Annotated in this window: 17 protein-coding genes and 1 tRNA gene; 13 read left to right on the forward strand and 5 right to left on the reverse strand. The window is 71.6% G+C overall.

What is annotated here, in order from left to right; all coding sequences use genetic code 11:
• The first annotated feature begins 28 nt into the window (after nucleotides 1-28).
• Nucleotides 29-766 carry a DUF2470 domain-containing protein gene (locus BC793_RS12200; RefSeq protein WP_109592487.1) on the forward strand — a complete coding sequence of 246 codons (738 nt, stop codon included), beginning with the start codon at nucleotides 29-31 and terminating at the stop codon, nucleotides 764-766.
• Between the two features lie 111 nt (nucleotides 767-877).
• Here the strand turns inward: BC793_RS12200 and BC793_RS12205 are convergent, their stop codons facing one another.
• Nucleotides 878-2635, reverse strand: a complete 1758-nt coding sequence (locus BC793_RS12205) for a hypothetical protein (RefSeq protein ID WP_109592320.1) — start codon at nucleotides 2633-2635, stop codon at nucleotides 878-880.
• A gap of 224 nt (nucleotides 2636-2859) precedes the next feature.
• Between BC793_RS12205 and hisI the strand changes: the two genes are divergently transcribed.
• The 3 genes from hisI to BC793_RS12220 are packed head-to-tail and all read left to right on the forward strand — an operon-like array spanning nucleotide 2860 to nucleotide 5254.
• Entirely contained in the window at nucleotides 2860-3225 is a 366-nt protein-coding gene (hisI, locus tag BC793_RS12210) for a phosphoribosyl-AMP cyclohydrolase (RefSeq protein WP_109592322.1), read from the forward strand.
• On the forward strand, nucleotides 3222-4724 hold the full coding sequence (locus tag BC793_RS12215) for an anthranilate synthase component I (RefSeq protein ID WP_109592324.1): 1503 nt from the start codon (nucleotides 3222-3224) through the stop codon (nucleotides 4722-4724). Before hisI ends, BC793_RS12215 begins: the two co-directional genes overlap by 4 nt.
• A complete protein-coding gene (locus BC793_RS12220) occupies nucleotides 4721-5254 on the forward strand; it encodes a Trp biosynthesis-associated membrane protein (protein ID WP_109592326.1) in 534 nt (177 codons plus the stop codon). The genes BC793_RS12215 and BC793_RS12220 overlap by 4 nt, the downstream gene beginning before the upstream one ends.
• A gap of 113 nt (nucleotides 5255-5367) precedes the next feature.
• Here the strand turns inward: BC793_RS12220 and BC793_RS12225 are convergent, their stop codons facing one another.
• Nucleotides 5368-5598: a hypothetical protein gene (locus BC793_RS12225; RefSeq protein ID WP_239169883.1), complete on the reverse strand. Its 231-nt coding sequence runs from the start codon at nucleotides 5596-5598 to the stop codon at nucleotides 5368-5370.
• A 438-nt stretch (nucleotides 5599-6036) separates the two neighbouring features.
• On the opposite strand from BC793_RS12225, the gene trpC reads away from it, so the two are divergent.
• The 5 genes from trpC (at nucleotide 6037) to BC793_RS12250 (ending at nucleotide 11232) form a co-directional block, all read left to right on the forward strand.
• A complete protein-coding gene (gene trpC / locus BC793_RS12230) occupies nucleotides 6037-6828 on the forward strand; it encodes an indole-3-glycerol phosphate synthase TrpC (RefSeq protein ID WP_239169889.1) in 792 nt (263 codons plus the stop codon).
• A complete protein-coding gene (gene trpB, locus BC793_RS12235) occupies nucleotides 6825-8066 on the forward strand; it encodes a tryptophan synthase subunit beta (RefSeq protein ID WP_109592333.1) in 1242 nt (413 codons plus the stop codon). Before trpC ends, trpB begins: the two co-directional genes overlap by 4 nt.
• On the forward strand, nucleotides 8063-8860 hold the full coding sequence (trpA, locus tag BC793_RS12240) for a tryptophan synthase subunit alpha (protein WP_109592335.1): 798 nt from the start codon (nucleotides 8063-8065) through the stop codon (nucleotides 8858-8860). The genes trpB and trpA overlap by 4 nt, the downstream gene beginning before the upstream one ends.
• A 76-nt stretch (nucleotides 8861-8936) precedes the next feature.
• A complete protein-coding gene (gene lgt / locus BC793_RS12245) occupies nucleotides 8937-10040 on the forward strand; it encodes a prolipoprotein diacylglyceryl transferase (protein ID WP_109592337.1) in 1104 nt (367 codons plus the stop codon).
• A 4-nt stretch (nucleotides 10041-10044) separates the two neighbouring features.
• Nucleotides 10045-11232, forward strand: coding sequence for an FAD-dependent oxidoreductase (locus BC793_RS12250; RefSeq protein WP_109592339.1), 1188 nt, complete (start codon nucleotides 10045-10047; stop codon nucleotides 11230-11232).
• Nucleotides 11233-11781: 549 nt separating this feature from the next.
• On the opposite strand, the gene BC793_RS12255 is transcribed toward BC793_RS12250, so the two are convergent.
• The gene (locus tag BC793_RS12255) at nucleotides 11782-12654 is read right to left on the reverse strand and encodes a GNAT family N-acetyltransferase (protein ID WP_109592341.1); all 873 of its coding nucleotides are present in this window, start codon (nucleotides 12652-12654) and stop codon (nucleotides 11782-11784) included.
• Nucleotides 12655-12826: 172 nt separating this feature from the next.
• Here BC793_RS12255 and gltB point away from each other — a divergent pair, with 172 nt between their 5' ends.
• From gltB to BC793_RS12275, 4 genes are all read left to right on the forward strand, one after another.
• Nucleotides 12827-17398: a glutamate synthase large subunit gene (gltB, locus tag BC793_RS12260; RefSeq protein WP_109592343.1), complete on the forward strand. Its 4572-nt coding sequence runs from the start codon at nucleotides 12827-12829 to the stop codon at nucleotides 17396-17398.
• Nucleotides 17391-18860 carry a glutamate synthase subunit beta gene (locus BC793_RS12265; RefSeq protein WP_109592345.1) on the forward strand — a complete coding sequence of 490 codons (1470 nt, stop codon included), beginning with the start codon at nucleotides 17391-17393 and terminating at the stop codon, nucleotides 18858-18860. The genes gltB and BC793_RS12265 overlap by 8 nt, the downstream gene beginning before the upstream one ends.
• Nucleotides 18861-19316: 456 nt before the next feature.
• Complete coding sequence (gene pyk, locus BC793_RS12270; protein ID WP_109592347.1) at nucleotides 19317-20753, forward strand: pyruvate kinase; 1437 nt, start codon at nucleotides 19317-19319, stop codon at nucleotides 20751-20753.
• Between the two features lie 58 nt (nucleotides 20754-20811).
• Nucleotides 20812-21681, forward strand: coding sequence for an acyl-CoA thioesterase (locus BC793_RS12275; RefSeq protein WP_203896121.1), 870 nt, complete (start codon nucleotides 20812-20814; stop codon nucleotides 21679-21681).
• A 286-nt stretch (nucleotides 21682-21967) separates the two neighbouring features.
• On the opposite strand, the gene BC793_RS12280 is transcribed toward BC793_RS12275, so the two are convergent.
• Nucleotides 21968-22870 carry a hypothetical protein gene (locus tag BC793_RS12280; protein WP_239169884.1) on the reverse strand — a complete coding sequence of 301 codons (903 nt, stop codon included), beginning with the start codon at nucleotides 22868-22870 and terminating at the stop codon, nucleotides 21968-21970.
• A gap of 271 nt (nucleotides 22871-23141) precedes the next feature.
• A tRNA-Leu gene (locus tag BC793_RS12285) sits at nucleotides 23142-23215 on the reverse strand.
• Nucleotides 23216-23312 lie beyond the last annotated feature (97 nt).

A 23312-nucleotide genomic window follows, 5' to 3' on the forward strand; every position in this document is an offset into this window, starting at 1 on the left:
GCCTAACCGGTGCCCGGAGGTGCTCGTCATGCAACCCAGTCCCGCCGAGATCGCACGCACGCTTGCCGCCGGTCACCTGCCCGCCGTCGCCCACATCGCGTGCCGTCCCGGCCCCACTCCGGTCCGGCACGTCACCGACGCGCAGGGTCGCGTGCTCCTTCTCGTGCCCAGCGAGGGTACCCTCGCCGTCGCACTGCGCCCACAGGACGGCAACGACGACACCGCGCTCGTTCTGGACATCCGCGACGTGCCGCCGATGGCGTCCTCGCCGTCGCTGGGCCGCATCTGGGTCTCCGGCTGGGCCGTGAGACTCGAGGGTGACGACGCCCGTGCCGCCGCGCTCGACTACGCCGACACCGACGCCTGCGGTGACCTGCTCGACATCGGCGAGAGCCAGGCCCTCTACCGGATGGAGGTCGCCGAGGTCCGCTGGGAGCGCAACGAGAAGCTCCTCGAGATCGACCCGGACGACTACGCCGAGGCCACTCCGGACCCGCTGCGCGCCGTCGAGTTCGACCTGATCGCCGACCTCGCCGACCACCACATGGGTGAGATGGGCGACTACGTGCGCCGGCAGCTGGGCTCCGAGGCCCGCCCGGACGACGAGCCCAAGGTGGTGCGGATGGACCGCTACGGCTTCCTGGTGCGGATGGGCAACCGCAGCGCCCGTCTCGCCTTCCCCCGCCCGGTCACCGACCGGCACGATCTGGCGCACCTGCTGCACCCGATCCTCTGCCGGCGCTGCTGCAACAGCGGCGCCGCCTAGAACGAGGCGGGATCGGCGCGGCGACCTTCTGCCGCCGTCATGCCGCGCCGATCCCGTCTTCGAGCCCTGCCACCCGGTGCCGCGGGTGGCAGGGCTCACATCTTTTCACCTCTAGAGCGAGAGGATGCGGTCCAGGAACTCCCGGTAGCCGCGCATCGCCATCCGCATGCGCTCGGTGTCCGGGGTGTCGGTGCCGCGCAGCGGGTCCAGCTCGTCCCGCTCCGCCAGCAGCACCTCGGTCAACTCGTTCACCGCGTCGGTGAGCAGGTCGTGTGCCCGGGTCAGGGCGGTGACCGGGTCGTCGACGAACTCCGCCTTCACCTCGTGCCACGCCGCCCGGAAGTGCCGGGCCGCGTCCTCGTCCCAGACGGTGCGGCCGATCAGCGGCTCCGCACCGGCCCGATCGGCGGGTGCCTCCTCGGACTGCGCCGCGCGATGGCCCACCCGGCGGACCGGCTCGGCGTCCTCCAGGCTGGCCGACCGGCGGGCCGTCGGAGCCGGCGCCTCCTCGGCGGCCTCCTCGCGGGCCCGGCGGGCGGGTGGCGCGGGCGGGAAGGTCAGGAACTCCGACGGCGGCGTGACGGTACTCGCCGACGGTGCCGCGGGAGTGACCGACGCCACACCGAAGGCCTCGGCCGGGCGGCCCAGGCTGTAACCGGTCGGGGCGAAGCCGTACCCACCCTCGGCGGCCGACGGTAGACCGCTGTCGCCGAGGTCGATGGTCAGATCCGGTGGTGTGCGCGTCGCCGGGATCTGCACCGGGGCGGACCCGGTCGCGGCGGGCGGGGTGCTCGCGGCCGGCGAGACCGGGGCGGGTACCGCCGGGTCCGCCGGCTCCGGCTCCTGACCGGGCAGACCGGAGACCGGCTGCAGGGCCCCGGCCGGGTGATCGGGGGTGAAGTCCGCGACCGTGTACGGGTTCGGCGCGTACGCCGGTGACACGGGAGCGCCGGAGACCGGGCCGCCGGAGACCGGGGTACCCGGGACCGCGGGGATCGGCTGGGTCAGGCCGGGCACCGAAGCCCAGCCGGCGGCCGCACGTGGCGGCCCGTCCGGAGCCTGTCCCGGCGACTCCCCGGCCGGACTGCCCGAGGCGTCCGGGTCGGCCTCGCCGGTTTGCGCGTAACCGGGCGCGCCTGCCCGTCCGTTCATGTCCTCACGTCCGTTCTCGTCGCTGGGTCCCGCCACCGCGGCGGCTCCCTGGCCGGTGCCCGGCGGAGTGTGGTCCGCGGACTCGTCCACCGGTCCGGCACCGGCCGGCTCCTCGTCGGCCGGCTCGTCACCGACCTGAGCCTCACCGTCACCGGACTCCGTACCGTCACCGGTCTTCGTTCCGTCTCCGGTCTCCGTACCGTCACCGGCCTCTGCACCGGAACCGGCGGCGGACTCCGGACGGTCGTCCCGGACATCCGGATCGTCGTCGTCCCGGCTGCCGAAGAGCAGCCTCCCGGCACGTCCACCGAGGCCGTAGCCACCGAAGGAGTGCCCCTCCGGCTCACCGGACTTTACGTCCTGAGCGGCTCCCACCTCGTCCTCCGGAGGTACTGAGTGATCAGGATCGCCGTGCCGTTCCGGCCCCGGTGGGCCGGGCTCCGGACGATGGCCGGCCGGCGGGCGCGGCCCGTTGCGGCCCGCCCGGTTCAGCCCGAACGGGTCGGCCGCCCCACTCGGATGGCGGGCGGCCGAGGCGATCGGTGCCAGCGGCGGGATCGACCGGCTGCGGAAGGTACCCAGCGGCGAGCCGTTCAGCAGATCGGCCGGAGTCTCCAGCGGCTCGTCGACCACCGGCTCCGGCTCCGGGCTGACCTGCCAGAAGCGGGCCAGGCCGGGCGAGGGCCGTGCGTTGTCGGGGCTGGACGTCGGCTCCATCTCGGTTCACCACTCCCGTTGCGAGTCCGCGCCCGCCGGGATGCCCGGATCCGCGGCTCTGAGCTGTGCGGCACACCGAGCGACGGGCGCCGGGCAGTCAGGCACGTACCGCGCTTCCCGGCGACGGTACCGCTCCGAATCGTCGAGCACACCCCCGGTTACCGGATCGTGGGCCCCCTGCGGGTCGTTACGGGTGTCGCAGGCGATGGGGGAGAATCGCATCCGTGCCCGTACCCGATGTAGAGACCGCCCTGGACCCGGCCATCGCCGCCCGCCTCAAGCGCACCCCCGACGGCCTCGTCGCGGCGATCGTGCAGGAGCACGGCACCGGTGACGTCCTGATGCTCGGATGGATGGACGACGAGGCCCTGCACCGCACCCTGACCACCGGCCGGGCCACCTACTGGTCCCGCAGCCGCCAGGAGTACTGGGTGAAGGGCGCGACCTCGGGTCACCACCAGCGGGTCCGGAGCGTCTCGCTCGACTGCGACGGCGACGCGCTGCTGGTCACCGTCGTGCAGACCGGCGCCGCCTGCCACAACGGCACCCACACCTGCTTCACCGACGACCTGCTTGCGGAGGGCCAGTGACCAGCGGAGCCACGTTCCCCGACGAGGCCGGGTTCGTCGCGGCCCGCAAGCGGGTCGTCCCGGTCACCCGCAAGCTGCTGGCCGACGGCGAGACCCCGATCGGCGTCTACACGAAACTGGCCGGCGGCCCGGGCACCTTCCTGCTGGAGTCGGCGGAACAGGGTCTGGCCTGGTCGCGGTATTCGTTCGTCGGGGTGCGCAGTGTCGCGACGCTCGTCGAGCGGAACGGCCAGGCCGAGTGGCTGGGCACCCCGCCGTCCGGGGTGCCGCTCAGCGGTGACCCGGTGGTGGCCCTGCGCGAGACGGTGGCCGCGCTGACCGGCGCCCTCGACGAGAGCCTGCCCCCGCTCACCGGTGGCCTCGTCGGCTATCTCGGCTACGACCTGGTCCGCCGCTTCGAGAAGCTGCCGTCCACGGCCGCCGACGACCTGCGCCTGCCCGAGCTGGGCATGCTCCTCGCCACCGACCTGGTGGTGCTCGACCACCACGAGGGCTCGGCGCTGCTGGTGGCCAACGCGGTGCTCGACGCGGACGCCGACGACGCGGCCCGCCGTGCCGCGTACCACCAGGCGATCGGCCGGCTCGACGCGATGACCACCGCGCTGTCGCGGCCCACCCCGCCGATGGTCTCCACGGTCGACCGCCGCCCGGCCGGCGAACCGGTCAGCCGCACTCTTCCGGGGGAATATCAGAAGGCCGTCGAGGAGGCCAAGGAGGCGATCCGGGCCGGCGAGTGCTTCCAGATCGTGGTGGCCCAGCGTTTCGAGCGGCCCACCGACGCCGCCGCCCTGGACGTCTACCGGGTGCTGCGGGCCACCAACCCCAGTCCGTACATGTATCTGCTCCGCTTCGACGACTTCGACATCGTCGGCTCGTCGCCGGAGGCACACCTCAAGGTGAGCGCCAACCGGACCGCGCTGCTGCACCCGATCGCCGGGACCCGCTGGCGGGGTGCCACCCCGGAGCAGGACGCCGCGCTCGCCGCCGAGCTGCTCGCCGACCCGAAGGAGCGGTCCGAGCACGTGATGCTGGTCGATCTGGGCCGCAACGACCTGGGCCGGGTCTGTGAGCCGGGCAGCGTCGAGGTGCCGGAGTTCGCCCGGATCGAGCGGTACAGCCACGTCATGCACATCGTCTCGACCGTGGTCGGCCGTCTGCGCGACGACCGGACCGCCTTCGACGCGCTGGCCGCCACGTTCCCGGCCGGTACGCTCTCCGGCGCGCCCAAGGTCCGGGCCATGGAGATCATCGAGCAGCTGGAGCCCACCCGGCGTGGCCTCTACGGCGGCACGGTCGGCTACTTCGGGTTCGCCGGCGACATGGACATGGCGATCGCGATCCGGACCGCGCTGCTCAAGGACGGTGTCGCCTACGTCGGCGCGGGCGCGGGCATCGTCGCCGACTCCGACCCGGCGGCCGAGGAGCAGGAGACCCGCAACAAGGCCGCCGCGGTGCTCGCCGCGATCGCCTCGGCGGAGACCCTGCGCGCCGCCCGATGAGGACCTATCCCGCCGCCGTCGCGTCCGGCCTGGCCGGGGCCGGTCTGGCGCTCTTCGGCGCGACCCGGGTCTGGGCGGTCGCGGTCGAGCAGAGGCCCGGATTGTCGGATCTTCGGACCGAACAGACCGGTGCGGAGGCACAGCCGTGGCTGATCGGGCTGGCGGTGGTCGCGCTCGCCGGGACGGGAGCGCTCCTCGCCACCCGCGGGGTGGTCCGGCGTCTGCTGGGCGCGGTGCTGGCCCTGGCCGGCGCCGGTATCGCGGTGGGCGCGGTCCTGGCCCGGGCCGGGGTCGACCCGGGCGCCGCCGGGCCGGCCGGAACGGCCTGGCCGGTCGCCTGCGCCGGCGGCGGCGCGGCGGTGCTGGTGGCGGGGGTGCTCGCCGCGCGTCACGGCCACCGGTGGTCGGCGATGTCCGCCCGGTACGAACGGCGCCCGGCCGCGCCGGTCCGGGTGGAGGCGGACGGCCCCACCGCCGGCCGGGACCTGTGGGACGCCCTGGACCGCGGCGAGGACCCGACCGCGCGCTGAGCGCTGGTCACCGGCCCGGCCGCGGAGGAAGAGTGCCGGCGACCTGGGCGCTGGTCACCGGCCCGGCCGCGGGGAGACACGCGGCGGGACCGGCGTGGTGGGCTGGGCGGTGGTTACCGGCGGGCGCCGGTCAGCGGCGCCGTCCGGCGGTTGCCCGCCGGGGCGCTCGCGAGCATCGCGGCGACGGCGCGGGCGGTCTCCACCCGGGCGGCGGCGCGGGCCCGGTCGGCCTGGATGGCGTCCCAGGCGTTCTCCCGGGCGGTGCGCACGTTGTCGGAGCCGACGACGGCGCGCTGGACGCCGTTGGCGACCTCGGCGGCCACCGAGACGAGGACTCGGGACATGACGGCAAAATTCATCGGCTGGGGTGACTCAGTGGCCATGGGGTCGACTCCGCATCATCGTCCGGCTGGCTGACGGCGTACTGGACGCCGGGACAAGTCTGCCCGAGTCACATGATGGTGGGGTCCTATTTCCGCTCGGTGACACCCGTGTCAACGAGCGGTGGTATCCGCCGAACGGGGGAGGGGTCCCAGCACAACGGCTGGAGAGGGGTCCGCGCGGTGTGAGCGACGAGACACTCGCGACGGGCAGCCTGGCATTATGCCGCAGTCCATTCCGTGAGGCGCGCCATACCCCCGGCACCCCGTCACCGGTCGTCACCTCCTAGCATCGGGCCGAAGACACCCGGAGAGGGGAGTCATTACGTGACATCCGATCAGGCGGAAGCGGGCGGTGGCGGTCCCGCTCGCGGAGCGGCAAAGCAGAACGTCCTCGAGGAGATCCTCGCCGGCGTCCGCGAGGACGTGGCGGCGCGGCAGGCACAGGTGCCTCTCGAGCGGGTGCGGGAGCTCGCCGCGGCGGCCCCGCCCGCGATCGACGCGTACGCGGCGTTGCGCAAGCCCGGCGTGGCGGTGATCGCCGAAGTGAAGCGGGCGTCCCCGTCGAAGGGCGCCATCGCCGACATCCCGGACCCGGCCGAGCTGGCGGGGGAGTATGCGCAGGGCGGTGCCCGGTGCATCAGCGTCCTCACGGAGGGCCGGTGGTTCGGCGGCTCGCTGGACGATCTGGCCGCGGTTCGCGCCGCCGTCAGGATCCCGGTGCTCCGCAAGGACTTCGTGGTCTCCAGCTATCAGGTGCACGAGGCGCGCGCCCACGGCGCCGACCTGGTGCTGCTGATCGTCGCGGCCCTCGAGCAGAACGTGCTGGTCGGCCTCCTGGAGCGCATCGAGTCGCTGGGCATGACGGCCCTCGTCGAGGTGCACAACGAGGAGGAGGCGGACCGGGCGCTCGAGGCGAACGCGAAGGTCATCGGGGTGAACGCCCGTGACCTGCGGACCCTTGAGGTGGACCGGTCGGTCTTCGAGCGGATCGCGCCCGGCCTCCCGCAGACGGTCGTGAAGATCGCCGAGTCCGGCGTGCGCGGCCCGCACGACCTGATCCGGTATGCGTCGGCGGGTGCCGACGCGGTGCTGGTGGGTGAGGGGCTGGTGACCCAGAAGTCGCCGCGTGACGCGGTGGCCGAGCTGGTCAACGCCGGCAACCACCCGGCCACGCCGAGGCCGGTGCGGTGAGCGCGTCCAGTTTGCCGGACCTCGCCGGACACTTCGGGAGGTACGGCGGGCGGTTCGTGCCCGAGGCGCTGATCAAGGCCCTCGACGAGCTGGACGCCGCGTACCGGTCGGCGAAGCAGGACCCGGAGTTCCAGAAGACCTTCGAGGGTCTCCTGCTGAACTACGCGGGCGTGCCGTCGCTGCTCTACCGGGCGACCCGGCTCTCCGAGGCCCTGGGTGCGGAGATCCTGCTGAAGCGGGAGGACCTCAACCACACCGGCGCCCACAAGGTGCGCAACGTGCTGGGCCAGGCGCTGCTCGCCAAGCGGATGGGCAAGCCCCGGGTGATCGCCGAGACCGGCGCCGGCCAGCACGGTGTGGCCAGCGCGACCGCGGCCGCTCTGCTCGACCTGGAGTGCGTCGTCTACATGGGCGAGACGGACACCCAGCGGCAGGCGCTCAACGTGGCGCGGATGCGGATGCTCGGCGCGACCGTGATCCCGGTGACCAACGGTTCCCGCACTCTGAAGGACGCGCTGAACGAGGCGCTGCGGGACTGGGTCTCCACCGTCGAGACCACCCACTACCTCCTGGGGACCGCGGCCGGGCCGCACCCGTTCCCGGAGCTGGTGCGTGACTTCGTCGGCGGCATCGGTGTCGAGGCCCGGGCGCAGTGCCTGGAGCAGCTCGGCCGTCTGCCGGACGCGGTGGCCGCGTGTGTGGGCGGCGGGTCGAACGCGATCGGCATCTTCCACGCGTTCGTGCCCGACGAGGCCGTCCGGCTGTACGGCTTCGAGGCCGGCGGCGACGGCGTGGAGACCGGCCGGCACGCGGCGTCGATCACCGGCGGCTCGGTCGGCGTGCTGCACGGCAACCGCACCTATCTGCTGCAGGACGACGACGGCCAGACGATCGAGTCGCACTCGATCTCGGCCGGCCTGGACTACCCGGGTGTCGGTCCGGAGCACGCCTGGCTGCACGACACCGGCCGCGCGGTCTACGAGCCGGTGACCGATGCCGAGGCGATGGCCGCGTTCCAGCTGCTGTGCCGGACCGAGGGGATCATCCCGGCGATCGAGAGCTCGCACGCCCTCGCCGGCGTCGCGAAGATCGCCCCGCGCCTGCGCGAGGAGCTGGGCCGGACGCCGACGATCGTGATCAACCTGTCCGGGCGCGGTGACAAGGACGTACACACCGCGGGCGCCTACTTCGGCATCCTCGACCAGGTCGAGACGGTCGTCCCGGGGGAGAACACGTGAGCATCGCGGAGACGTTCGCCAAGGCGAAGGCGGAGAACCGGTCGGTGCTGGTCGGCTGCATGCCGGCCGGCTTCCCGACGGTCGACCACAGCATCGAGCAGATGATCGCGATGCACGAGGCCGGCTGCGACGTGATCGAGGTCGAGCTGCCGTACTCCGATCCGGTGATGGACGGGCCGGTGATCCAGAAGGCGAGCGACATCGCGCTGGCCAACGGCGTCCGGACCCGGGACACCCTGAAGATCATCGACGCGGTGTCGTCGGCGGGTGCCACGGTCGTGCTGATGACCTACTGGAACCCGATCGAGAAGTACGGTGTCGACGCGTTCGCCCGTGACCTGGCCGCGGCCGGGGCGACCGGGCTGATCACACCGGACCTGATCCCGGACGAGGCGGCCGAGTGGATCGCCGCCGCGGACGCGCACCGCATCGACCGGACGTTCCTGGTGGCACCGAGTTCCACCGACGAGCGGCTGGCGATGACCCTGGCGCATTGCCGGGGCTTCGTCTACGCGACCGCACTGATGGGCGTCACCGGCGCCCGGACGAGTGTGTCGTCGCAGGCGCCCGAGCTGGTTCAGCGGATCCGGGCGATCGACCCGGAGATGCCGATCGGTGTGGGCCTGGGTGTCGGCAACGGCCGGCAGGCCGCCGAGGTGGCCGCGTTCGCCGACGGCGTGATCGTCGGCAGTGCACTGATCCGCTGCGTTCTGGACGCCGGTGACCGCACCACGGCGCTGACCGATCTGCGTGCTCTCAGCGCCGAACTGGCCGAAGGCGTCCGCAAGAGGTGAGAACCAGGGTGCCGGCTGAATTCGGCCGGTGCCCTGGGCATCACAGATCGACCGCGCGGCGGTAGCGTGTGCACCCGTGAACATCGCCGCCATCCCCAGCCCCACCGAGTCGGTGTGGCATGTGCTCGGGTTTCCGGTCCGCGCCTACGCCCTCTGCATCATCGCCGGCATGGTCGTCGCGACGCTTCTGATGGAGCAGCGGCTGCGTCATCGCGGGGCGGCGCCGTGGGTCTCGCTCGATGTGGTGGTCTGGGCGGTGCCGTTCGGCATCATCGGCGCCCGGATCTATCACGTGATCACCTCGCCGCAGGACTACTTCGGCGCCGGTGGTGACCCGGTCAAGGCGTTCTTCATCTGGGAGGGCGGCCTCGGCATCTGGGGTGCGGTCGCCGGTGGCGCGGTCGGTGCCTGGATCGCGGGCCGGCAGATCGGCATCCCGCTGAGCGTCCTGGCCGACGCGCTGGCCCCGGCGCTGCCGGTGGCGCAGGCGATCGGCCGGCTCGGCAACTGGTTCAACAACGAGCTGTACGGCAGTGTCACCACCCTGCCGTGGGGCCTCGAGGTGCACGAGATGGACTCGTCGAACCCCGGGCACGCCGTGATGATCGACGGTGAGCCGGTGACCCGTCCCGACCTCTACCACCCGGCCTTCCTCTACGAGCTGATCTGGAACCTGGGCGTCGCCGCGCTGGTCTGGCTGCTGGACCGGAAGTTCAAGTTCGGCCGTGGACGGGCGTTCGCGCTGTACGTGATGGCCTACACGGTCGGCCGTTTCTGGATCGAGATGCTCCGCGAGGACACCGCGACCCTCTTCTTCGGGGTCCGGCTCAACGTCTACACCTCGGTCATCGTCTTCCTGGGTGCGGCCATCTACTTCGTCGTGGTGAGGGGCCCGCGTGGCTACGTCATCCCGATCGACGCGCCGGACACCGTGACGGAGGCGGACAGCGACGTCTCGCAGGTGGACGTGACCGCCGCCACCAAGGGCGCCGACCGCAAGGTTCCAGTCGCCTACCGCCTGGTCGACGAGGAACAGTTCCTGGAGTACCAGAGGACGGGCGTCCTGCCCGACGAGCGGCCCGAGGAGAAGGCGGAGGATCCCGAGGCCGTCCCCGCCACCGTCGGGGAGTCCGGCAAGCCGGCCGACAAACCGGCCGACAAACCCTCCGACGAGAACTGACCTCGTGCGTACGGCCGTGGTGGTGGGCGGCGGGATGGCCGGCCTGGCCACCGCGGGCGCGCTGTCCCGTTCCGGCTGGCGGGTGACCGTCCTGGAGCGGGCCGAGCGGGTCGCCGCACCGCCGACCGCGGTGGTGCTCTGGCCCACCGGCCTCCGCGCGCTGCAATCCCTCGACCCGGACGGCGGCTGGACGGCGATCGCGTCGCCGCTGCCGGACGGCGGGGTCCGCCGCCCGGACGGTCAGTGGCTGGTCGCGCCGCGCGCCCGCTCCGGTGCCGGCCCGTCGCCGGCGGCCGCCCATCTGGAGGACGTCTACGACGCGCTGGTCGCGGGTCTCGGTGACGTGGAGATCCGCACCGGGTTCGAGGCGACGACGATCCGGACCGGTCTGCGGACCCGGCCGACGGTCAGCGACGGGCGTACCACGATCGAGGCGGACCTGCTGGTCGGCGCGGACGGCATCGACAGCCGGGTCCGCGCCGCGGTGGCCCCCGAGGCGGTGGCGGTCGGTTCCGGCTTCGCCGCCTGGCAGGCGGTCATCCCCGGTTTCCGGGTGCCGCGGCTGGACGGCGGCCGCTGTGTCGGCGGCGAGACGCTCGGTGCCGGCTACCGGTTCGTGGCGATCCCGCTCGGTGACCACGCGGCCGGGCGGGGCGGCGTCTACTGGGTGGCCACGGCGGCCGGGGCGGCCCGTCCCGAGGCGCCCGCGACCCAGCTGGCGCTGCTGCGCAGGTGGTTCGCCGGCTGGCACGAGCCGGTCGGTGCGCTCCTCGACGCCACCCGCCCCGAGGACCTGGTCCCGCAGGGTGTCCGCGAGTTGCGCCCGCTGCCGCGGGCCTACGGTTTTCCGGCCGGTCCGGGCGGTGTCGTCCTGGTCGGCGACGCCGCGCACGCCATGCCGCACCATCTCGGCCAGGGCGCCTGCCTGGCCTTCGAGGATGTGGCGACGCTGCGTTCGCTGGTCGCCGACGTCGAGCCCGGTCCGGCGCTGACCGCGGCGGTCGAGTCCTACAGCCGCCTGCGCCGCCCGCGCACCACCACCGTGGTCCGGCAGAACCGGCGGATGTCCGCGGTGGTCCAGGCCCGCGGGCGGCTCGCGCTCCGCGCGCGGGATGCCGCGCTCAACCACATGCGCCCGCGCATGCTGGCCCGCTCACTGGATCCCCCCGCCGACTGGACCGCACCCGAATAATCGTTCGGCGAATGGCGTCCACGCCCGAAATCCTCCAGGCGATCCGTTCACTTCCGGCAATGCGTCAATTCAGCGCTGCATTTCTTCTTGTACGCACGAAACCGCACACAACCGCACCATTCCCGTTCCACCCGCCCCGCCCGCGACGCGCCCCCGGGCGTATCCCACGACCCGCGGCTGGCCCCCACCGCTGTCTCAGCCGCCCCGAGACAGCGGTGACGTCCAGCCGGTCGGGTGCGGCTGGCCCCCACCGCTGTCTCAGGCGCGCTGAGGCAGCGGTGACGCCCAGCCGGTCCGGTGCGGCTGGTTCCCACCGCTGTCTCAGGCGCGCTGAGACAGCGGTGAGAGCCAGCCGCGGGGGTGTGTGTTCAGAGTGCGGGACCTGGGGATGGAAGATCTCACACCGCAGTTCACCCGTACGAAAAGATCATCTGGCGTGGGTGTGGCCGTGCTCCGGGACCTGGAGGCGTTGAGGCGGTAAGTGTCCATCGGCGATATGGTGCTTACGGCGTACCATCATGTGGGAAGTGTGAGGAATCGCTGACGCCGCTACATCGGCGCCGAGGCGGGTTCGGCGATGCAGGCCGTGCCCACCCGCCGGAAGCCGACGCGGGTGTAGAGCCGGGCCACGTCGTCGTCGCCGGCCGAGAGGAACACCAGGCCGACCCCCTCGTTGAGCAGGCGCCCGGCGATCGTGGCGGTGAGCTGGGAGGCGTATCCGCGGCGGCGGGCCGACGGCAGTGTGGCCACCCCGACGACCTCGGCGACGTCCCCGCAGCGCTGGCTGGTCGCGGTGGCCAGGATGCCTTCGACGGCTGACTCGGCGACCGCGGTGAGGTAGTCGCCACCGGCGAACATCTTCCGCGCCTGCTGGAGGGCCTCGGCGGTGAGGGCGCCGCCCGCGTCCCGCTCGGCCGGCCCGGCGTTGTCGATGACCAGGGTCTTCTCGGCCACTTCGAACGGCGGCTGGTAGGCGGGTGCGGCGAACCCGAGCCGGGCCACGGTGCGGGAGTGGCGCAGGTCGTCGGCGAACGTGTCGGCGGCCGGGTCCAGGTAGCGGATGGCCGCGTCGCGCAGCGGCAGGTCCGGGACGAGGGCCGCCGGATCGAGCACCAGCAGCGGGGCGAGCAGCACGTCGAGACCCGCCGACCGGGCCACGGCCAACAGGTCGGGGGTGGTCTCGTGCACCCACTCGAAGGTCTCCGGCAGCCCGAGTTCGCGCTGGCGGGCCCGGGTGTCGAGGATGTCGGCGGCGGAGGGGGTGTGCGAACCCGGTCTCGGGCGGGCATAGTAGGGCCAGCCCTCTCCCTCGCGGATGAAGAGAACGAGAGACCCGATCTCTTCGGATCGCGTCCAGGGTCGGGGCAAAGCGTCGTAGAACCGCTCGAGCCGGTCGAAGAGGTCGGAATCCGCTGGCGCCATCGCGCGAGACTACCGGTCCGCGCCCCGGCTGTGCTATTCAGTTCGTCCGCAGTTCGATGCGTGATCGCACCAGGTGTGATCAATCCGCATCTGGCGGAGATCAGTGGCTCTTAACGTAGACTCAAGAGACTTTGCAGGGCCGACGTCGTCCCGACCTCAGAATGAAACACCAGTGACGACAGGAGGCCCGGTGGCATATCCGCACCCCCAGGGGCTTTATGACCCTCAGACGGAGCGAGACGCCTGCGGTGTGGCATTCATTGCCGACATTCACGGTCGTCGTTCCCATGATGTGGTGGCCAAGGGTCTGACAGCGCTGATCCGGCTGGATCACCGGGGCGCACGCGGCGCCGAGCAGAACACCGGTGACGGCGCCGGCATCATGATCCAGATCCCGGACGAGTACTACCGTGCCGTGGCCGGCTTCGAGCTGCCGCCCGCCGGTCAGTATGCGACCGGCCTCGTGTTCCTGCCCACGGACCTCGACGATGCGGCCCGTGCGATCAAGGTGTTCGAGAAGTACGTGCTCGTCGAGGGCGGCGAGGTGCTCGGCTGGCGCGACGTCCCGGTCGACCCGTCCGACCTGGGCGCGACCGCGGAGGACGCCCGTCCCGCGATCCGCCAGGTGTTCCTCTCCGCCCACCGGCTCGTCGACTCGCCCACCGGTAAAGCCGGTGCGGCTCTGAGCGGCCTCGAGCTGGACCGGGTGGCGTTCTGCATCCGCAAGCAGGCCGAGCGGGAGACCTCGCAGCGCGGCGTCGCGGCCTACTTCCCGTCGCTGTCCTCGCGGACCGTCACCTACAAGGGCATGCTCACCCCCGAGCAGCTGCCGGCGTTCTTCCCGGAGCTGTCCGACGAGCGGGTCGCCAGCGCGATCGCCCTGGTGCACTCCCGGTTCTCGACCAACACGTTCCCGTCGTGGCCGCTGGCGCACCCGTACCGGCTGATCGCCCACAACGGCGAGATCAACACGATCCGCGGCAACAAGAACTGGATGGCCGCCCGCGAGGCGCTGCTGTCCACCCCGAACCTGCCGGGCAGCATCAAGCGCCTGTTCCCGATCAACTCGCCGGAGGCGTCCGACTCGGCCAGCTTCGACGAGGTTCTCGAGCTGCTGCACCTGGCCGGCCGCAGCCTGCCGCACGCGGTGCTGATGATGATCCCCGAGGCGTGGGAGAACGACCCGGAGATGGAGGCCTCGCGCCGCGCCTTCTACCGGTTCCACGCGAGCCTCATGGAGCCGTGGGACGGCCCGGCCGCCGTGGCGTTCACCGACGGCACGATCATCGGCGCCGTGCTGGACCGCAACGGTCTGCGCCCGGGTCGCTGGTGGCACACGCGGGACGGTCTGGTCGCGCTCGGTTCCGAGGCGGGCATCATCGATGTCGACCCGGCCGACGTGGTGGCCAAGGGTCGTCTCCAGCCGGGCAAGATGTTCCTGGTCGACACCGCGGCCGGCCGCATCGTCCACGACGGCGAGATCAAGGCCGAGCTGGCCGCCGCCGAGCCGTACGCGGACTGGCTGCACGCCGGGCTGATCGAGCTCAACGACCTGCCGGCCCGCGAGCACGTGATCTACACCCACGACTCGGTGCTGCGCCGTCAACAGGTCTTCGGCTACTCCGAGGAGGAGCTGAAGATTCTGGTCGCGCCGATGGCGCGCAGTGGCGCGGAGCCGCTCGGCTCGATGGGCACGGACACCCCGATCTCGCCGCTGTCGACGCGGCCGCGGCTGATGTTCGACTACTTCCACCAGCTGTTCGCGCAGGTCACCAACCCGCCGCTGGACGCCATCCGGGAGGAGCTGGTCACCAGCCTCTCGATGACGATCGGGCCGGAGGGCAACCTGCTCAAGCCGGGACCGGCCAGCTGCCGGCAGATCGTCCTGCCGTACCCGATCATCGACAACGACGAGCTCGCCAAGATCCTGTCGATCGACGAGGACGGCGACCTGCCCGGTTTCAAGGCGGTCCGGGTCTCCGGGCTCTACCCGCTGCGGGACGGCGCGGCCGGCATCAAGGCCCGGCTCACCCAGATCTGCCGGCACGTGTCCGAGGCCATCGAGGACGGGGTGCGCATCCTCGTGCTCTCCGACCGCGACTCCAACGCCGACCTGGCACCGATCCCGTCGCTGCTGCTCACCGCCGCCGTGCACCAGCACCTGGTGCGTGAGCAGACCCGTACCCAGGTGGCGCTGGTCGTCGAGTCCGGTGACTGCCGCGAGGTGCACCACGCGGCGACCCTGATCGGCTTCGGCGCGGCGGCGGTCAACCCGTACCTCGCGTTCGAGAGCGCCGAGGACCTGATCGCCACCGGTGCCCTGGCCGGTGTGGACCCGCGCAAGGCGGTCCGCAACTACATCAAGGCGCTCAGCAAGGGCGTCCTGAAGATCATGTCCAAGATGGGCATCTCGACCGTGTCGTCGTACTGCGGCGCACAGGTCTTCGAGGCCGTCGGCCTGGACAACAAGCTGCTCCAGCGCTACTTCGCGGGCACCTCCGGCCGGATCGGCGGCGTCGGTCTCGCCGGGATCCACGCCGAGATCAAGGCGCGGCACGCGAAGGCGTACCCGGCGAACAAGGCCGAGCGGGCGCACCGCCGGCTCGAGGTCGGCGGCGAGTACCAGTGGCGCCGCGAGGGTGAGCTGCACCTGTTCAACCCGGAGACGGTCTTCCTGCTCCAGCACGCGACCCGCAGCAAGCAGTACGACGTGTTCCGCCGCTACACCGAGAAGGTCAACGCGCTGTCGGCCGAGGCCGGTCACCTGCGTGGCCTGTTCCAGTTCGCCTCCGACCGCGAGGCCATCTCGATCGACGAGGTCGAGCCCGTCAGCGCGATCGTCAAGCGGTTCTCCACCGGCGCGATGAGCTACGGCTCGATCTCCGCCGAGTCGCACGAGACCCTCGCCATCGCCATGAACCGGCTCGGCGCCAAGTCGAACACCGGCGAGGGCGGCGAGGACGTCGAGCGGCTGTACGACCCGGAGCGCCGTTCCGCGATCAAGCAGATCGCCTCCGGCCGTTTCGGGGTGACGAGCGAGTACCTGGTCAACGCGGACGACCTGCAGATCAAGATGGCGCAGGGCGCTAAGCCCGGCGAGGGCGGCCAGCTGCCCGGCAACAAGGTGTGGCCGTGGATCGCGAAGACCCGGCACGCCACCCCGGGTGTCGGCCTGATCTCGCCGCCGCCGCACCACGACATCTACTCCATCGAGGACCTGGCCCAGCTGGTCCACGACCTCAAGATGGTCAACCCGCAGTCGCGGGTGCACGTCAAGCTGGTCAGCGAGATCGGCGTGGGCACGGTCGCGGCGGGTGTCGCCAAGCTCAAGGCCGACGTCATCCTGATCTCCGGCCACGACGGCGGCACCGGCGCGTCCCCGCTGAACTCGCTCAAGCACGCCGGCACCCCGTGGGAGCTGGGCCTGGCCGAGGCGCAGCAGACGCTGCTGCTCAACAAGCTGCGCGACCGGGTCACCGTGCAGGTGGACGGCCAGCTCAAGACCGGCCGGGACGTGGTCGTCGCGGCTCTGCTGGGTGCCGAGGAGTTCGGTTTCGCCACCGCGCCGCTGATCGTCTCCGGCTGCATCATGATGCGGGTCTGCCACCTGGACACCTGTCCGGTCGGCATCGCCACGCAGAACCCGGTGCTGCGTGAGCGCTTCACCGGCAAGCCGGAGTTCGTCGAGAACTTCTTCCTCTTCCTCGCCGAGGAGGTCCGCGAGATCCTCGCCGAGCTGGGCTTCCGCAGCATCGACGAGGCGATCGGGCATGCCGAGATCCTCAACGTGACCGAGGCCGTCGACCACTGGAAGGCCAAGGGTCTCGACCTGTCGCCGGTCCTCTACGTGCCGGAGCTGCCGGAGGGCGCTGCCCGCCGGGGCGTCGTCGCCCAGGACCACGGCCTCGAACTCGCCCTGGACAACCAGCTGATCGAGCTGGCCCAGCCGGCGCTGACCGACGGCCTGCCGGTGCACGCCGAGCTGGCCGCCCGCAACGACCAGCGCAGTGTCGGCGCGATGCTCGGCGGTGAGGTGAGCCGGCGGTACGGCGGCAACGGTCTGCCCGACGACACCATCTCGTTCACCCTGCGCGGCACCGGGGGCAACTCGTTCGGCGCCTTCCTGCCGCGCGGTGTCACCCTGCGGCTGATCGGCGACTCCAACGACTACGTCGGCAAGGGCCTCTCCGGCGGCCGGCTGATCGTGCGCCCCACCGAGGACGCCCCGTTCACGGCGGAGGAGAACACCATCGCCGGCAACACCATCCTGTACGGCGCGACCGCCGGCGAGATCTTCCTGCGCGGCCGGGTCGGCGAGCGGTTCGCGGTCCGCAACTCCGGCGGCATCGCGGTCGTCGAGGGTGTGGGCGACCACGGCTGTGAGTACATGACCGGTGGTGTCGTGGTGGTGCTCGGCCCGACCGGCCGTAACTTCGCGGCCGGTATGAGCGGCGGCAAGGCGTTCCTGCTGGACCTGGACCAGTCGCTGGTCAACCCGGAGCTGGTCGACCTGGGCCCGCTCACCGACGACGAGCGCGACCAACTGCGCTCGCTCGTCGAGAAGCATCACGCGGAGACCGACTCGGCCGTGGCCGGCCGCCTGCTCAAGGACTGGAGCGCGGCGGTGGAGCGGTTCACCGCCGTGGTGCCGCGCGACTACAAGCGCGTCATGGAACTGATCAGGACCGCCGAGGCTGCCGGTCGCAACGTGGACGAGGCGGTCATGGGAGTCACCAGTGCCTGACCCTAACGGTTTCCTCCGGTACGAGCGGCAGCTCCCGAAGCGCCGGCCGGTGCCGGTCCGGATCCTGGACTGGAAAGAGGTCTACCCGCCCGCGGGCGAGGAGCTGATCCGTGACCAGGCGACGCGCTGCATGGACTGCGGCATCCCGTTCTGTCACGACGGCTGCCCGCTGGGCAACCGCATCCCGGACTGGAACGACCTGGTCCGGACCGGTGGCTGGGCGGCCGCCTCGGACTCGCTGCACGCCACCAACAACTTCCCCGAGTTCACCGGCCGGCTCTGCCCGGCACCGTGCGAGGCGGCGTGTGTGCTCGGCATCGCCGACGACCCGGTGACGATCAAGCAGGTCGAGGTGGAGATCGCCAACTACGCGTTCGGAGCCGGTCTCACGCCGCAGCCGGCGCCGGCGTCCTCCGGCCGGTCGGTCGCGATCGTCGGCTCCGGCCCGGCCGGTCTGGCCGCGGCCCAGCAGCTCGCGCGGGCCGGGCACGCCGTCACCGTCTACGAGCGCGACGACCGGATCGGTGGCCTGCTGCGCTACGGCATCCCCGACTTCAAGATCGAGAAGCACGTCATCGACGCGCGGCTCGCGCAGATGTCGGCCGAGGGTGTCGAGTTCCAGACCGGCGTCGACGTCGGTACCGACATCACCGCCGACGACCTGCGTGACCGCTACGACGCGGTGCTGCTCGCTGCGGGCGCGCTCGCCGGCCGGGACACCACGGACACCCCGGGCCGCCACCTCAAGGGTGTGCACCTGGCCATGGAGCACCTGGTCCCGGCCAACCGGATCGTCGCGGGCCTCGCCGACACGACGCCGATCGACGCCAAGGGCAAGCACGTCATCATCATCGGCGGCGGGGACACCGGTGCCGACTGTCTGGGCGTCGCCCACCGCCAGGGCGCGGCGTCGATCACCCAGCTCGACCAGTACCCTCTGCCGCCCGAGGTGCGCGGTGGCGTCAAGGACCCGTGGCCGACGTGGCCGCTGATCCTGCGCAACTACGCCGCGCACGAGGAGGGCGGCGACCGGGTCTTCGGCGTGGCCGTGCAGGAGTTCGTCGGCGACGCCGACGGCAATCTGGTCGCGATCCGCATCGCCGAGGTGTCGGTGCAGCGCGTCGACGGGGTGCGCCGGGTGCTCGTCACTCCCGGCACCGAGCGCGAGTTGCCCGCCGATCTGGTCCTTCTCGCGATCGGATTCGAGGGTACGGAGGACCAGCCCCTGCTCCGGCAGTTCGGCCTGACCCGGAACCGGCGCAATGTGCTGGACGCCGACCTGGGCTGGCAGACCGCCGCCGAGGGGGTCTTCGTCGCGGGTGACATGCACAAGGGCGCGTCCCTGATCGTCTGGGCGATCGCCGAGGGGCGGGCCGCCGCGGCCGCCATCCACCAGTACCTCGGAGCGGCCGGCGAACTGCCGGCCCCGGTCCGTTCGGACTCGCAGCCGCTGTCCGTCTGATCCCTTTCGCAGTCCGGGCCCGTCACCTTTTGGGTGGCGGGCCCGGCGCCTTTCCGGGGGCTGTCACCAAAACGGGCGTTAATGGGCGGGCGGATCGCCGACGCAATGGCGTCTGTCGATCGATGGTGGCGCCCGGAGGTGCCGAACTGGGCCTCGCACGGCGGCCGGGGTGCCCGACAGCGGTCCGTAGGTCCTGGACTCATCGCTGTACATCGATCCTGACGATGCCTTTTGCGCTGGCAGGGGTAGGTGTGGCTCGTGCCGGATGATGGGGTTGGGGCATGTGCCGTCGGACGCCGTGAGCGGACCGCTAGGCTGAACCGGCGGTCGCTGAAGCCCGCGGACGACGCAGCGCACCCCGCCTAACCGCGCGGGTTGACCTCGCCGTCGACACCCGCAGTTCATGCCGATGACCGGGGTCGGCCGCCGCGCCGCCCCAGGAGAAGGACTAGCCTGATGGCCGTGACACGCCGCGTAAAAATCGTCTGCACGATGGGCCCCGCCACCAAGTCACCCGAGCGCATGCTCGGGCTGGTGGAAGCGGGCATGAACGTGGCCCGGATGAACTTCAGCCACGACACCCGGGAGAACCACCGGGAGATGTACGAGCTGGTCCGCGCGGCCGCCGAGCAGGCCGACCGCCCGGTCGCCATCCTGGCCGACCTCCAGGGTCCGAAGATCCGCCTCGGCAAATTCGCCGACGGCCCGCACCGCTGGGAGACCGGCGACCGCGTCGTCATCACCAGCGACGAGATCCTCGGCACCAAGGAGCGCGTCTCCTGCACGTACAAGAAACTTCCGCACGAGGTCAAGGTCGGTGACCGCCTCCTGATCGACGACGGCAAGGTCGCGATCGAGGTGACCGAGGTCGACGGCGAGGACATCCACTGCCTGGTCACCGAGGGTGGCCCGGTCAGCAACAACAAGGGCGTCTCGCTGCCCAACGTCGCGGTCAGCGTCCCGGCGCTCAGTGACAAGGACGAGGAGGACCTGCGGTTCGCGCTGAAGCTCGGCGTCGACCTGGTCGCGCTCTCGTTCGTCCGCGCCCCCGAGGACATCAACCTCGTCCACAAGATCATGGACGAGGAGGGCCGCCGGGTCCCGGTCATCGCCAAGGTGGAGAAGCCGGAGGCGGTCGAGCACCTCGAGGCGATCGTGCTGGCCTTCGACGGCGTCATGGTCGCCCGCGGTGACCTCGGTGTCGAGCTGCCGCTCGACCAGGTCCCGCTGGTGCAGAAGCGTGCCGTGCAGCTGTGCCGGGAGAATGCGAAGCCGGTCATCGTCGCGACCCAGATGCTCGACTCGATGATCGAGAACTCGCGGCCGACCCGTGCCGAGGCCTCCGACGTGGCCAACGCGGTGCTCGACGGCACCGACGCGGTGATGCTCTCCGGCGAGACCTCGGTCGGTAAGTACCCGGTCCTCACCGTCAGCACGATGGCCAAGATCGTCACGACCACCGAGTCCGGCGGCATGGGCGTTCCGCGCCTGCAGCACGACCCGCGCACCCACGGTGGCGCGCTGACCGTCGCCGCCTCGCAGATCGCCCGCAACATCGGCGCCAAGGCGCTGGTGGCGTTCTCGCAGACCGGTGACACCGTCAAGCGTCTCGCCCGGCTGCACTGCGACCTGCCGCTCTACGCGTTCACCCCGGTCTCCGAGGTTCGCAACACCCTCGCCCTGAGCTGGGGTGTGGAGACCTTCCTGACCGACTTCGTCGAGCACACCGACGACATGTTCCGGCAGGTCGACGCGAAGATGCTGGGTCTCGGCCTGGCCAAGCCCGGCGACTACGTGGTCGTCGTGGCCGGCTCCCCGCCGAACGCGCCCGGCTCCACCAACACCCTCCGCGTGCACCAGCTGGGTTCGCTCGTCGACCCGGCGACGGTGTGACGTCCTGCACGCGACCGGCAACCCGCCCCGCCACCGGCCGTAAGGTGGCGGGGTGACCTTGCTGCAGGGACAGGCCGCCGTCGACCAGCTGCTCGAGCTTCTCGATCTCAAGCAGGTCGACGCGGCCACCTTCGAGGGCGAGAGCCCGCAGACCGGTGCCCAGCGGGTGTTCGGCGGCCAGGTCGCCGGGCAGGCGCTGGTCGCCGCCGGCCGCACGGTCGATCCGTCCCGGCACGTGCACTCGCTGCACGGGTATTTCGTGCGCCCGGGCGACCCGACCGTGCCGATCACGTTCCACGTCGAGCTGATCCGGGACGGGCGGTCGTTCTCGGTCCGCCGGTCGACGGCCAGGCAGCACGGCAAGACGATCTTCTTCATGTCGGCGTCGTTCCAGGTCCCCGAGGAGGGGCTGGACCATCACACCCCCGCGCCGACCGACGTCCCCGGGCCGGAGGACGTGCCGACGATCATGCACTGGGCGGAGAAGTATCCGGACCGGATGGCCATGTTCAAGGCCTCGCCCCGCTCGGTCGACGTCCGCTACGTGGGCGTGCCCGGCTGGGTGCCGCCCGGCGACCGTGACGCTGAGCCGCTGCAACGGGTGTGGATGCGGCTGGACGGGCGGCTGCCCGACAATCCGCTGATCCACGCCTGCGCGCTGACGTATGCGTCCGACATGTCGCTGCTCGACGCGGTGCTCTCCACCCACGGTGAGGTCTGGGGGCCGGGCGGCGTCATCGGCGCCAGCCTCGACCACGCTCTCTGGTTCCACCGGCCGTTCCGTGCCGACGAGTGGTTCCTCTACGACAGCGCCAGCCCCTCCGCGAGCGGGTCCCGCGGTCTGGCCAGCGGCCGCATGTTCACCAGAAACGGCCGGCACATCGCGAGCGCCGTCCAGGAGGGTCTGCTCCGCCGCATCGGCGGCTGAGGCGTTCCGGCCGGTCGGTGACCCCGCCGGTGGGGACCTCGGCCTGGCGACGGGCCGACATCAGATCCACCACCGGCGGGACCGGGGAACAGGCTTTCTCCGGGCCGTCCGCATCTCCGCGTGCTCGGGCCGGCCCGGCGCCCGAGTCACCTCTCCGCCGTCCGGCCGCCGCCACCGGCCGAACCTGCCTGCTCGTCTCTCTTGAATCCGGCCTGCCTGGCCGTCTCTCTCGTGAGTCCGGCCTGCCTGGTCGTCCTTCTCCTGAGCCCGGCCCGCCAGGCCGTCTCTATCCGCCGGGACGGGCGGGCCCGGCCTTACCGGCCGGCCGCTCGGCCCCGCTCTCCACGCCCTCCGGAGTGTCCGGGACCGCGGGCATGTCCGTGGGCGACTCGACCATCGCGCCGGCCCGCGGCCCGGTGATCCCGGCCTGGGCGAGCATCGCGTCGAGGTCGGCGGTGGTTCGAACCACCTGGTCGTGAAAGCTCTCGGAGCCGGTCGCCGTCGCGGTGGCCGCCGTCGCGGACGGGCGGGCCCGGTGCCGCGCCCGGGAGCGGGACGGCGCCCCCTCGAAGTCGGTGAGCCCGGCGGTGTACCCGCTCACCCCGGCGGCCCGTTCCGGCGGGAGCTCCAGCACGTCCTTACGCGGCCCGGCGACCTCCCGCAGTCGCAGCGCGGTCACCAGGTCGGCGACCGCACGCAGCGTGCCCAGCGCGCCGAGGACCACGATCACCATCGGCCCGGTCCGTGCGAACGAACTCGACGAGTAGAACCCGAGCCCGGTCTGGAGCACCCCGACCGTGACGAGCAGGCTCCAGGTGCGGTCGGCGCCCCGGGTCATGATCCCCACCGCGACGTCGACGGCCCCGCGGACCATCAGGTACCACCCGATCAGCGCCGCCGGCGTGGTGTAGGTGGAGTCCTGGTTGTCCCAGATCAGCAGGCCGGCGGTGACCGCGAAGAGCACGGTGAGGCAGGCGTTCAGCCACCACGTCCGGGTTCCGGCGATCGCCCGCAGCATCTCGCCGACCGCACCGAACAGCACGATCGGCCCGGCCACCGCGGCGATGTCCAGGGGTTCCAGGCGCAGCACCGACCAGGAGATCGCCAGCCAGGCCGCCCCGGTGAACATCAGGAGGCCCCACATGTTGCCGCGCTTGACGGTCGAGGGCGAAGAACCGGACCACAACATGAGGCCTCCAGATGATGCTGTCCCTGCCATGACAGCATCCGGGACAGCCCTGGGCCCGGGGTTCGCGCAGATTGCCTGCTTTACCGTCGCCTTTTCGGCCCGTAACGCAACGGTCATCGGTGTGTGATTGATTGTCCGGTAATTGCAGTGACCGGACCCCGGGGAAATGATTTTCCAGACCGGAGGATCAATAGCGCCCGGGACGTCACCGTGCTATGTAGGCGAACGTCAGAGGGGGTGAACGTGGTCCACGACCACCTGGTGAAATGTGTGCCCCCGGTGGGATTCGAACCCACACTGTATGGTGTTTGAGACCATCTTCTCTGCCGGTTGGAATACAGGGGCGGCGCCGCACGAAGGGCTGTCTGCCTCAAGGCTGAAAGCTCTCTGCCTCAAGCCTGTCTGCCTCGGCAAAGATTGTATGCCTCGACACGGCGTGCGT

The organism is Actinoplanes xinjiangensis (assembly GCF_003148685.1).
Classification (GTDB): domain Bacteria; phylum Actinomycetota; class Actinomycetes; order Mycobacteriales; family Micromonosporaceae; genus Actinoplanes; species Actinoplanes xinjiangensis.